Here is an 11,308-nt window from a genome sequence, read left to right as displayed (position 1 = left end):
CCGTCGACGCCGCCACCAAGCCCGCGCCAAGGCCAGCCACTACACCCGACAAGCCCTCATCGAGCCATGATCACGATCCCCGGCTGGAGTACTAGTCCCGGGATGAGCACGGCGGCGACGGCAACGTGCATGAGCATCAGGATCGCCTTGGCTGCGCCGGTCGCCTCGACACCGAGTGGGGGCAGGAGCGACGCCAGCAACACGATAACGGCAAGCACTGTCCAGACGACTGCGGCTCGGCGGGTCAACCGTTCCAGTAGAGCACGCACACCCCAAGCGAGAAGGGAGACGGCGAGCGTGACGGTGGCGGTGAGCGGCAGGCTGACGACCAGGGGTGGTTGACCGTTGCCGGGGTCGACGCGCATCTCGATGTCGACGATCTGGGCGGCAGTCCACAGCAGCGTGGTGGCCACGAGGGCGGTGCCGACCGCGAGCGCGCCGGGCCGGAGCCCCTTGATAATCGGGGGAGCGGAAGTGGTGGTCATGAGGAACTCCTTCACGGAATGAGGATGGTCTTGCCCCGGGTATGGCCGGACTCGGCGTCGCGGTGCACCGCGGCCAGGTCGGCGAGCGGGCGGGACGCGGCGATGTCCAGGCGGACCGTGCCGGCGTCGACGAGCTTCACCAGCGTGGCGCGGTGGTTCACGTCGTTGCGGGCGACCATGTGCCTTGCGCTCAATGGGGCGTCGACGGGCGGCTCGATGGGGGTGGCGATGGAGACGATGACACCGCCGGGCCGAACCAGAGGTATCAGGGCCGCGGCCTCCAAGGGGCTGATGGCGATCAGGTTGAGGATGGTGTCGACCGGTTTTTCCACCGCAACGCAGACAGGCGATGCGGTGTAGTCGATGATCTGGTCAGCGCCGGACTGACGGACCGCGGCTGCGCTGCGCGGGCTTGCCGTGGCGATGACCTGCGCTCCGGCGTGCTTGGCAAGCTGGACGGCGAATCCGCCGACGCCGCCACCCGCGCCGTTGACCAGCACCCGCTGCCCGGGCGTGATGCGGGCATGCTCGAACACCGCCTGCCATGCGGTGAGGCCGGCGACAGGGATGGCGGCAGCGTTGGCGAGCGGGATGGCGGCGGGTGCCTGGACAAGGGTGTCGGCTGGGGCGGCTACGTACTCGGCCGCGGCGCCGCCGCTGTCGAGCCTGCCGATGACTCGGTCGCCGACGGCGAGCGTGTGCACGCTGCCACCGATCTCGACCACGGTGCCTGCGACGTCCCAGCCGAGCGTGTACGGCAGGTCCAACGAGAACATCGCCCGTAGCAGCCCGGACCGCAGCGACGTTTCGGTCGGGTTGAACGATGTTGTGGCAACCTGGATCAGTACCTCACCCGGGTTGGGCACCGGGCGTGGGACGCTCTCATAACGGATGACCGCCGGATCGCCGTACTCGTGAATTCGGGTGGCTTTCATGCGTCGAACCTACGGAGCGAGCAGAGGACGAACCATGTGTACCGGTCCTTGATTGATACTCGATCGTCTCCACGTAGGTACTCTGGCCGCATGGATGTGCTCAGCGACGTGATAACGGTCATGCGTACCGGCCAGCCGCGATCAGCGCGGGTGGCGTGGCACGCACCGTGGGCGCAGCGATTCGCCTCCGTGCCCGGATCGGCCGGCTTTCAGATGATCCTGCAGGGACCGTGCTGGCTCATCCCGCCAGACACCGACCCCGTGCCACTGGCCGCCGGGGACGTGGTGTTCCTGCCGCACGGGCGGGGACACGCACTCGCCGACAGCCCATCGACCCCACTGGTCGCACCCGCCTGCGACCCGAACGACCCGCAGCTCCTTCAGCGCTACGCCGCCGCCACCGTGGGCGAACCCGTCGACACCAACGGCCCTACCACCGTGACGCTCTGCGGCGCATACGAGCTGGATCCAGCCCGCGCCCATCCGCTCCTGAACGACCTGCCCGAACTCATCCACCTCCCGGCGCACCTCGGGCGCCACGCCGAGCTGCGCGCCACAGTGGACCTGCTCGCCGCCGAGTTGGAACGACCCCGCCTCGGTACGGATGCCGTCGTGCCTGCCCTCCTCGACACGCTCCTGCTGTACATCCTGCGCACCTGGTTCGCCGAGCAGCCCGCACATGGGGCTACCACCGGTTGGGCGGCGGCACTCAATGACCCGGCCATCACGGCCGCCCTGCAGTCCATGCACCGTGACCCCGCGCGGCCTTGGACGGTCGCGACTCTGGCCGCTGAGGCGGGGCTGTCCCGGGCACCATTCGCCCGGCGCTTCACCACCGTCGTCGGCCAGCCGCCGCTCAGCTATCTGACATGGTGGCGAATGACCACTGCAGCCCGGCTACTCCAAGAGTCCGAAGCGCCACTGAGCGCCGTCGCACACCGGATCGGCTACACGTCGGAGTTCGCCTTCGCCAACGCGTTCAAACGCCAATACGGCACCGCACCCGGCAGGTACCGGAGAGCCGCGTAACAGCACCAACGGTTCCCGCACAGGGGGACCGCCGGGTTGGGTGACTAACCGAGTGACGACCGTGACGGACATCCACGGACTGTGGGGGACAGTGTAGGACCGTGTTCGCAGCTCAACGCTCACCTCATGCCAGCTCACGAGACCGCGCTGGTTGCCTGGGGTCAAGGGGTCGTCGGTTCGAATCCGGCCGTCCCGACGCAGGTCAGAGGCGATTCGGGATCTTCCGGATGACCATTTCTGATCTTGTGCGGCAGCAAGTACTGCAACGGCTTATTGATCGAGGCTTTCGCCGAGCCGTCGTAGGGCTTCGCGGGCGGCCTTGGACGAGACCTGGCTGTAGATCTCCGTCGTGATCGAGAAGTTCGCTGCAGGATTGCCATTGCGACCCGGGGGTGCAGGTCCAGGGCGACCAGCAGCGAGCCGCAGGTGCGTCGGGCGTCGTGATCGCCAAGGCGCTTCGCTGGCTGAGCGGACGGGCTGGAGACCGGGGCAGCGCGGGAACGCGCCGGGTGGTCTAATCCCTGCCGATGACGACACCGGATATCGCCGCCACCGATCTCGACGCCGCTGCGGCTACGCCGCGGCAGGTGCCCCGCATGATCGTGCTCATGCTCGCCAACCTGGTCCTGAGTGCTCTGCTCGCCGGTCTGATGCTGGCTTTTCAGGAGCAGCTGCTGGACTACCAGCTCGCCCACCTCGATGTGTCCACCGGAACCGACCTGGCCATCGCCCGGGAGGACCTACGCTCCTCGGTGTGGTCCCGCGTGCTGCCCGTGACGTTGGTCGCGCTTGCTTACCTGGTGGTGATCGGCGGGCTGCGGTTGGGCCAGCGCAGGGCGTACCGGCAGGTGATCTGTATTTCGGTGATCGTGCTGCTCGGCGCTGGCCTGGCCTTGCTTCAGCCGTTCCCCTGGTGGGTGCGGGCGGTCAACGTCGCCAAGGCGCTCGTGGTGGTCGCGCTGCTCTTCCTAGCCAGCCGCCCCCAGGTCCGCGGTTGGTTCCGTCGCGACCAGTCAACCCGACGTGGTTGACCGACTCGGGTAGAAAAGCGAGCCCATACGCATCGTGCCCCGTCCCCGCTACGGCCGATGATCAGACGCACTCATCCGAGATCTGGCGGCGATGTCTACGCGCCCGTCGAATGGACCCTGTTGGCGCCGCAGCGCCTCAACCGATCCGGGCTTCCCCGCCACATTCGCCCTGATGGGCTGAGACCAGCCCAGCTTCACGCCGGCAGACCTGGCTGTAAGCACAAGAACCCGCAGGCCCCGTTGGGCGCTGCAGACCCGGCGCCCAACGCGGCCTAGGCCTATGCGAGACCGACTCGCCGACCGCTGCAGGCTCGTTTCGCCTCGGACAGCTCAGAGGCTGGTGAAGCGCCGCCCCCTGAGCCACAGGTGGATGAGCAGTCTCGTCGAGCCGTTATTCAGATCGATGCCCGTGCTCTCTTTGAGCCGGTTCAGCCGGTAGTAGACAGTGGTGCGGTGAAGATGCAGGGTGCTGGCGACTTCGGCGACATTGCCGCCAGCGTCGAGGAGCACTTGGACAATCTCGGCCACATCGGCCGGCTGTTGCATCAACTTTTCGATCTCGGCGGGCACCAGGTGCCATCCGAGCTGCGGGCGAAGCCAGCTCTGCAGCAGCGACTCCAGTGGGTGGTCGTCCCAGAGTGTCATAGACCGACCGAGGGTCCGAGCGACCTCGGTAGCCGCGACGGCTTGATCGAACGCCTCGTGGAGGCGCGAGAGGCTGTCGACGACCTGGCTGGTGCCGATCGTCGCGACTGTGGCCACATCGGGGGCGAAGCGGTCCATGGCCTCGTAGATAGCTCGCGCGGCCGCAGTGCGCTGCGCGCGCGACGGTGATGCACGGTGGCCGACGATCAACAGCGACTGAGGCGTTCCGGCCGCGTACGCAAACATGTCTCGCAGGTGACCTTGCATGGCCTGGGTGATACCGCGGCGGACCGCGTCTCGCATCGTCGCCTCCGAGTCCCCGTGCCCGGTAGGCCTGGTCTGCAGCGCGACCACCGAGAAAGCTTCAGCGCGCTGGAACAGACCGAGGTCGCGCAAGTCCTCGGCTGCTTGCTTCCGTGATGCAGCGTCGCCGGCAAGCAGCGCAAGAACGATCGCCTCGATCTCGAAGTCGGCATCGACCGCTGACTGTGCCTTACGAGTGAGGAGCTCCTCAATTCGCCTGGCAGTCTCCTCGGTGAGCGCGATCTCGTCGGCTGTCAGCGTCCCGTCATCAAGCAGCCACACGAACCCGAGGAGCTCGTACTTCGAGCGCAACGGGAACCCGAGACGGTCCTTCTCCAAACCGACCTCTGCGTTGGCGTGCAGGATGGTCGGCTGGTGCCAGTGTTGGACCCCTTGCCCCAACACGTAGTCACGTGTCGCACCGGAAACGCGACGGCCGACGAGGGAGCTGAGTCGGGCCTTGTCGACGTCCTCGTAGTGGGCGCTGGAGGCCAGCAGGCGCAAGCCTGCGTCATCAACAGCGACTGAACGTTGAAGCTCCTGCGCCAGGGCTTCGACGAGCTCCTGCAGGACGTCGATCACGGCGCACCTCCTCCGACTCGGGCTCGACTCCTCCGCGCGAGCCTGGGCCCACCTGTCGTCGAACCTGAGCAGCTGTCGAGCTCGCTACCTGGACACGCTACGCAGGTCCAGCGAAGGCAGCGCGGCGAACCCATCGCCCCGACCGGAGGCGGGGTGGCCTCCCGGGGTGCCCACCCCTCTGCGGAGGAAGTGCCGGATTCTATGAGGACGCGGCGCCGGCCTGGCTGGCGGCGATCCCATTGTCCTTCAGGATGCTTGCGATCTTGCCGTCTTGCAGGAGAGTGTGGATGTCGGCGTTGATGGCGGCCGCCAGCTCCGTCGAGTTCTTGTTCATCATCACGACGACATCGCTGTCGCCCTTCGAAGCAGCCACGCGGGAGTCAGGCTGCACCTTGTTCACTTTCAGGCCGCTGCTCTGGCCTGCGCGATAGCCGGCCTCTGCGGTCGTCAGCACGGCCACATCGATGCGTCCGACGTTGAGGTCAGACACCATGCTGTCCGCATCCTGGAAGATGGTTACGTTGCTCTGGCCAAGCGCCTTCTGCAGGTCGTCGGTCCAGAGGTAGCCCTGGATGACGCCCACCTTCTTGCCCATGACGTCGGAGATGGACGACTCCGAGCCCTTGGTCAGGAACGCCAGGCCGTCGCGGTACATCGGGTCGCTGAGCGTGAAGTCCTTGGCGCGGTCCGGGGTCGAGTAGACACCCCCGACGACGATGTCGCTCCGCCCGGCCTTCACGCCCTCCGTGAACGCGGCCCCCGTCACTGACGAGGCCTGAACCTTCAAACACTCCATCTTCGCGATGTCGTTGACGACCAATCCATCGATGCCGCCCAGGTCGGCGCCGGCGCGATCCAGCTTGGTGTAGGGCGGAGATACGTAGGCCGAGACGAGCAGCGTGCCGCTCTTGACAGTCTTCAGGTCCTTGTGGACCGGGGTGCAGTTTGCGCTGGCCGCGCTGCTGCTGTTTCCGCCACCGCCGCAACCGGCAAGTGCGAGCGCGAGCAGCGCGGCGGTGGCTGCGCCGAGCAAGAGACGCGTTTTCATAGTCTTCCTCCTCAGGTGGGGTTTACATGATCCGCTCTCGTGAGCGGACTCCGGCAAGTGCTGTGGCCGTCAGTGAAACGACGGCGTACATGACGCCGGCCAGCGAGAGCGCTGCGCCGAACTGGAAGGTGATGGACGCTAGGTTGTATGCGCGACTGAGCAACTCGGGGACGCTGATTGCATAGGCGAGAGATGTGCCCTGGTAGAGGATGATCGCGAACCCAATGAGGGGCGGCACCACAGTCTTCAGCGCCTGGGGAAGCACCACGAGGCGGAACTCCTGCGCGGGCGTCAACGATAGTGCTTGCGCGGCTTCACGTTGTCCCTTCGGGACTGCGTTGATGCCCGCCCGGATGATTTCCGCGGTATACGCCGCGGTGCTGAATCCGAGGCCGACGACTGCTGACAGGAACGCCGTGAGAACCACGTCTACCTGCGGTAGTCCGCGATAGACAAGGTAGAGAACGATCAGACCGGGCACGCCACGGCCGATCTCGACCACGATGATGGCCGGCCAGCGAATCCAACGGCTTGGGGCTGAGCTCAGGGTGGCGAACAGGACGCCGACGGGCAGCCCGAGGACAAGGGCGAAGAACGTCAGCTTGATCGTTACCCATAGGCCCGGCAGGAGGTCGGGGAACATGTCGTGCCACGCGCTCACAGCTCCAGCCTCCTTGCGACCAGACGGTCCGCGGTTCGTGCAACCAGAGCCACTGGCACGCTGAGGATCAGATACAGGCCTGCGGCGATGAGGAACACGTTCAGCCCGTCCAAGGTGACCCGGGCTTCTTGGAATGCGAGGAAGGTGATGTCCGTGGTGCCGACAACGGACGCCACCGCACTGTCCTTGAGGAGGGCGATGAGGTAGGTCGAGGCCGGCGGCAGAACAATCAATGCCGCCTGCGGCAGCACGACCTTCCGGTAGGTCACGAGGCGACTAAGCGACGTCGCAGCCGCGGCTTCCCATTGACCGGCCGGGACTGCATTCATACCGGCCCGGTAGACTTCGGACATGTAGGCTGCGGCAATGAGGCCGAGACCGCCTACTGCCGCCTGGAATGGCGTAATCGAAGTCATGTGCTGGCCCACGACGTAGAACGCGATGAACAGCCAGACCAACGGCGGGATTGCGCGCAGCACCTCAACCACCGCGACAGCTGGCCAGTGCAGCCACCCCTGCTTGGAGCGTCGGCACAGTGCGAGCGGGAACCCGAGGATGGCCCCGACGAGGAACGCCCCGAGCGTTACGGACACGGTCGTCCAGATGCCAAGGCTGAGAGCGTGAAGGTGACCGCCCATGCTCATCGTCCCTTGACCGCCGCTAGGAATCGCTGAGTTCGCTCATGCTGCGGGTCGCTGATGACCCGACGAGCGGGTCCTTCTTCGACGATCCGGCCCTCGGCCATGAACACGACTCGGTCCGCCACGTCCGCGGCGAAGTGCATCTCATGAGTGACGACCAACATGGTCATGCCTTCGTCGGCCAGGCGGCGCATCGTGGTGAGGACGTCCATCGCGTACTCAGGGTCCAGCGCGGAGGTCGGCTCATCGAACAGCATCACCTGTGGGTCCATCGCCAGCGCGCGGGCGATGGCGATGCGCTGCTGTTGTCCGCCGGAGCATCGCCCGGGCTTCCGGTCGGCGAACTCCTTGAGCCCGACGTGCTCGAGTTCCCTGATGGCACGGGCACGCGCCTCGCCCTTCGAGCGACTCAGCGAGTGGACCTGCGCGAGCATGACGTTCTCGAGCGCGGTCAGGTGCGGGAACAGATTGAACTGCTGGAACACCATGCCGATGTCACGTCGCAGCTCTCGGAGTTCCTTCTTCGCCAGGCCGCCCTCGCCTTTGGCGTGGTAGACGTGATCGCCGAACGTCAGCCGACCCGCAGCCGGTGGCTCCAGCCAGTTGATCGCCCGAAGGAAGCTGCTCTTGCCGGCGCCCGACGGGCCGATGATCGAGATGACCTCGCCCTGTGCGACATCCATCGAAACGTCGTGGACGACTTGGTGGTCGGCGTAGGCCACACAGATGCCTTCTACGCGAAGAAGTGGTCGTGCGTTGCCATCCAACGGACGTCTCCTATATGTGACGTGGATTACGCAGATTAGCTGCGGCAGACCGGGTTGGACACCGATGGCTGCCCAAGATTAGACGGGCGACGTGCTACAGATGTCGAGCGCGGACGTCCAAGTGCTTCCATCTGTTGTCGTTTGGGTGTATTCGTACCGCCCGTGCCAGTACGTTTGATGCGCCCGTGCCCCGCGCAGACGAACGTCGAACCGGCTCCGCCGATATCGGGCGGGCGCCCCTCCTACCCCAGGACGGTGCCCGAAGACTCGGAGTTCAAGGTCCGCCGACGGCTGAAGGCACCAAGATTGATCACGTGACCGGTGTGCGGAGCGGTGAACTGGATCGGGTCCGCATCATGATCGTGTCCGCACTGGACTCCTTCCACGATCGCACGCATGAGTGACCCGATCAGGGGAGCGTTCTTGAACTGGTTGCCGCTGGTGCCCATGGCGACGAAGAAGCCGTCCACTGCCGTCCGGTCGTAGATCGGCGTCCAGTCGATCGCGGCGTCGTAGACGCCTGCGATGCCCCTGGGGCGGTTTGGAACGGCCAGCTCAGAGAGCCGGCGGGCGCCGCGGTAAACCTGAGCCTCAAACCGCTCCTTCGTCGGCTTCGGGTCTGCCGCGTCCGGGTCGTCGATCCACTCGAGCGGGTCGCACTCAGGCTCCGTGCCGCCGATCAGCATGTGACCACCGGAGTCGGGCCGGATATAGATGCCCAGATCCGCGTCCGCAATGATGGGGAACGGGCTGCCTAGGCGCCTGGGCGACGGTACGTGATGGACCTCCTGGCGCATCGGACGAACCTTCACGGTGAAGTCGGCGCCGACACCGGCGAGCTCGTTCAGCTTCGTCGACCAGGGGCCACCGGCATTGACCACGATCGGGGCTTCGAGGACCTCACCGCCGTCGAGAGCGGCCTGCCAGACGTCTCCAGTCTTGTTGATCCCGGTCACCGTACGCCGGAAGTGGAACTTCGCGCCGCGGTGCGCGGCCGCGTCCGCCAGGTTCGCCGCCGCCAGCTGCGGGTCGTCCACATACCCTGCGTCCGGGGTGTAGATCGCTCCCAGCGATTCGCTCGCTTCCGCGAAGAACTCCTCGGAGGTCACTGGCTTGGGCGGGAAGTAACGCCCCACATCGATACCCGGGATGTGCTTAGCCAACTCCTCAGGACCCCATAGCTGGAACGGGACCCCACCCTGCTCGAACATGACCGCCTGCTTCTCGCGGGGCATGATCTCGACGTCAATGAACGCCAAGCCGCAACGAACGAAACTCGCAAGTCCATCGATCGGACGAACGCCGAGGTAGTCCTCCCACTCCTCCCACCGAAACTTGGACTCCCATGCTGTCGCCATGCCATCCCAGGTCGAGTAGTTGAACCGAACGACCGCACTCGATGCGCTTGTTGAGCCGTAACCAGCGCCACCGGCCTTGTCCACCACCCGCACGGAGAGCCCGGACCGGCTGAGCTCCAGCGCCGTGGACGCTCCAACCACACCTGCGCCCACGACTATCACGTCAGACGTCGTGCCCATGAAACCCTCCTCGGTGCCGAGTGTGGCCCCAGTCTCATGAGGAACGCCTAGTTCAGCGATGGACTGGTATCGAATGTCGGAGGACGTCGGTTCGACGAATGTCGACCAACCTCAACGGAGAGAGGACGTGGTCTTGGTATTCCTGACGAACCTCGAACGAGCAAGCAGTCATCACTCGTGAAGGCGCCGTTCATATGGCACGTCTTGTTGCACTCGCGGGACGTCACCTGGAAACGCCCGGTGTGCCGTCCCGCGCGCTGTCCTCGGCGCCGGGCCGAGCGCCATCGAGGCGAACCCGAGAACAACGACTGCTGCGAAGAGCATGAGGACGCCAACGACGTGCATGATGACAACGGCGGCTTTGAGTTCGAGCTGCAGTCGCGGCATCCATCGGGCGTCGTCCAGCTGCAACCATCAAGGTACGGCGGCGAGTCAGCACGAGCGGCTGCGCCGGTCAATGGATCATTGACAGTTAGCCTCGGCCCTTCATTTGTTCAGTCCCATGACCTCTGTCGTAGTTCATGTCCCGGTTCCTGTGTCACAAGATCAGCATTCTGGGTGGGGACGCGTTGCCAGGCTTGACTGCAAGGCGTGGCGAATCGGCGTCAGGTGATGAGTGCGGTGGATGCCCTGCTGACCGCTGGGGTGAAGATCGATAACGTGCAGACCACGGCGCACCCGCGATCGTCTTATCCGACAACGGCCTGGCCTTCACCAGCCGCCGCCTGCACGACAACGCCGGCCCATCACGCTTCGCCCAGACCCTGCACCAACACGGCACCCGGCTGATCCACTCCAGCCCCTACCACCCGCAAACCTGCGGCAAAGTCGAACGCCACCACCAGACCCTCAAGAAATGGCTCGCCGCTCAACCCCACCAGCCCCACACCCTGACGCACCTGCAACGCCTACTCGACACCTACCGCCAGCACTACAACCACCGCCGTCACAGCGCCCTACCCAACCGGGCAACACCCCACCACGCCTGGCACACCACGGCACACCACGGCGGCCCCCAAGCACTACCCATCCAAACCGACGCCACCATCCACCGACCACGCGTCTGAAACACCGGCACCATCCGCGTCGGCCTCGCCCGCATCGGCATCGGCTGCGCCTGGCGCGGACACACTCTCACCGCCATCCGCGACCACCGCCACATCACCGTCTACGACACCAACGGCAACCCGATCGGCCACGCCACCACCAACGACAGCAGCTACGTCCGCCTCACCCCAACCCCCATGACACACCTCCCGGGACATGCCATTGACACACCTACCGGGACATGACACTCGGCCCTTCATTAAGGGCTGTCCAAGGGCTGGGCAGAAATGAAGAAGTGTCAAGCCCCGGGTTTGATGGAGAGTTGGTTAGCTGGTTTTCAGGGGTGCGGTGACCGGCTGGGTCATCGCGTGTAGGGCCTCGTGTTCGGTGGGCGGGATGTGCCCGAGCTCGCCGTGCAAGCGGCGGTTGTTGTACCAGTCGATGTACTCGACGGTGGCCATCTCCAGGTCGTCGAGCCCGCGCCACGGACCTCGGTTGCGCACGAGTTCGGCCTTGTAGAGCGAGTTGAACGCCTCGGCCATCGCGTTGTCGTACGAGTCGCCCTTGGAGCCGACCGAGGCGACAGCGCCGGCCTC

At 65.6% G+C, this 11,308-nt stretch carries 12 protein-coding genes and 1 pseudogene; 3 read left to right on the top strand and 10 right to left on the bottom strand.

Annotated elements, in window-relative coordinates:
• Window positions 1-56: 56 nt before the first annotated feature.
• The gene (locus tag ACWD5O_RS35995; protein WP_450088048.1) at window positions 57-500 is read right to left on the bottom strand and encodes a DUF6069 family protein; all 444 of its coding nucleotides are present in this window, start codon (window positions 498-500) and stop codon (window positions 57-59) included.
• The gene (locus ACWD5O_RS35990) at window positions 497-1,351 is read right to left on the bottom strand and encodes an NADP-dependent oxidoreductase (RefSeq protein WP_450088047.1); all 855 of its coding nucleotides are present in this window, start codon (window positions 1,349-1,351) and stop codon (window positions 497-499) included. Before ACWD5O_RS35990 ends, ACWD5O_RS35995 begins: the two co-directional genes overlap by 4 nt.
• Before the next feature lie 159 nt (window positions 1,352-1,510).
• Here ACWD5O_RS35990 and ACWD5O_RS35985 point away from each other — a divergent pair, with 159 nt between their 5' ends.
• On the top strand, window positions 1,511-2,449 hold the full coding sequence (locus ACWD5O_RS35985) for an AraC family transcriptional regulator (protein WP_450088046.1): 939 nt from the start codon (window positions 1,511-1,513) through the stop codon (window positions 2,447-2,449).
• 270 nt (window positions 2,450-2,719) lie between these two features.
• Here ACWD5O_RS35985 and ACWD5O_RS35980 read toward each other — a convergent pair.
• Window positions 2,720-2,892: pseudogene (locus tag ACWD5O_RS35980) on the bottom strand (site-specific integrase); the annotation flags it as partial.
• Window positions 2,893-2,976: 84 nt separating this feature from the next.
• Here ACWD5O_RS35980 and ACWD5O_RS35975 point away from each other — a divergent pair.
• Window positions 2,977-3,480, top strand: coding sequence for a hypothetical protein (locus ACWD5O_RS35975; protein WP_450088050.1), 504 nt, complete (start codon window positions 2,977-2,979; stop codon window positions 3,478-3,480).
• Window positions 3,481-3,810: 330 nt separating this feature from the next.
• On the opposite strand, the gene ACWD5O_RS35970 is transcribed toward ACWD5O_RS35975, so the two are convergent.
• The 6 genes from ACWD5O_RS35970 to ACWD5O_RS35945 form a co-directional block, all read right to left on the bottom strand.
• On the bottom strand, window positions 3,811-5,010 hold the full coding sequence (locus ACWD5O_RS35970) for a PucR family transcriptional regulator (RefSeq protein ID WP_450088045.1): 1,200 nt from the start codon (window positions 5,008-5,010) through the stop codon (window positions 3,811-3,813).
• A gap of 199 nt (window positions 5,011-5,209) precedes the next feature.
• The gene (locus ACWD5O_RS35965) at window positions 5,210-6,058 is read right to left on the bottom strand and encodes a substrate-binding periplasmic protein (protein WP_450088044.1); all 849 of its coding nucleotides are present in this window, start codon (window positions 6,056-6,058) and stop codon (window positions 5,210-5,212) included.
• A 22-nt stretch (window positions 6,059-6,080) separates the two neighbouring features.
• Window positions 6,081-6,719 carry an amino acid ABC transporter permease gene (locus ACWD5O_RS35960; protein WP_450088043.1) on the bottom strand — a complete coding sequence of 213 codons (639 nt, stop codon included), beginning with the start codon at window positions 6,717-6,719 and terminating at the stop codon, window positions 6,081-6,083.
• A complete protein-coding gene (locus ACWD5O_RS35955) occupies window positions 6,716-7,357 on the bottom strand; it encodes an amino acid ABC transporter permease (protein ID WP_450088042.1) in 642 nt (213 codons plus the stop codon). Before ACWD5O_RS35955 ends, ACWD5O_RS35960 begins: the two co-directional genes overlap by 4 nt.
• Window positions 7,358-7,359: 2 nt before the next feature.
• Window positions 7,360-8,082: an amino acid ABC transporter ATP-binding protein gene (locus ACWD5O_RS35950; RefSeq protein WP_450088041.1), complete on the bottom strand. Its 723-nt coding sequence runs from the start codon at window positions 8,080-8,082 to the stop codon at window positions 7,360-7,362.
• Between the two features lie 287 nt (window positions 8,083-8,369).
• Window positions 8,370-9,665, bottom strand: coding sequence for an NAD(P)/FAD-dependent oxidoreductase (locus tag ACWD5O_RS35945; protein ID WP_450088040.1), 1,296 nt, complete (start codon window positions 9,663-9,665; stop codon window positions 8,370-8,372).
• A gap of 683 nt (window positions 9,666-10,348) precedes the next feature.
• Here ACWD5O_RS35945 and ACWD5O_RS35940 point away from each other — a divergent pair.
• A complete protein-coding gene (locus tag ACWD5O_RS35940; RefSeq protein WP_450088049.1) occupies window positions 10,349-10,732 on the top strand; it encodes an integrase core domain-containing protein in 384 nt (127 codons plus the stop codon).
• A gap of 306 nt (window positions 10,733-11,038) precedes the next feature.
• On the opposite strand, the gene ACWD5O_RS35935 is transcribed toward ACWD5O_RS35940, so the two are convergent.
• A partial coding sequence (locus ACWD5O_RS35935) for an integrase core domain-containing protein (RefSeq protein ID WP_450088039.1) occupies window positions 11,039-11,308 on the bottom strand: 270 nt, incomplete at its 5' end.

It is taken from the genome of Micromonospora sp. NPDC005161, assembly GCF_053599855.1.
Note: the sequence above shows the minus strand (reverse complement) of the source record. Positions and strands in the feature narration are given on the sequence as shown.

Bases quoted from the DNA above. Each gene is read 5' to 3' on its own strand.
- ACWD5O_RS35985 (WP_450088046.1), top strand. From the start codon at position 1,511: ATGGATGTGCTCAGCGACGTGATAACGGTCATGCGTACCGGCCAGCCG.
- ACWD5O_RS35975 (WP_450088050.1), top strand. From the start codon at position 2,977: ATGACGACACCGGATATCGCCGCCACCGATCTCGACGCCGCTGCGGCT.
- ACWD5O_RS35965 (WP_450088044.1), bottom strand. From the start codon at position 6,058: ATGAAAACGCGTCTCTTGCTCGGCGCAGCCACCGCCGCGCTGCTCGCG.
- ACWD5O_RS35955 (WP_450088042.1), bottom strand. From the start codon at position 7,357: ATGGGCGGTCACCTTCACGCTCTCAGCCTTGGCATCTGGACGACCGTG.
- ACWD5O_RS35945 (WP_450088040.1), bottom strand. From the start codon at position 9,665: ATGGGCACGACGTCTGACGTGATAGTCGTGGGCGCAGGTGTGGTTGGA.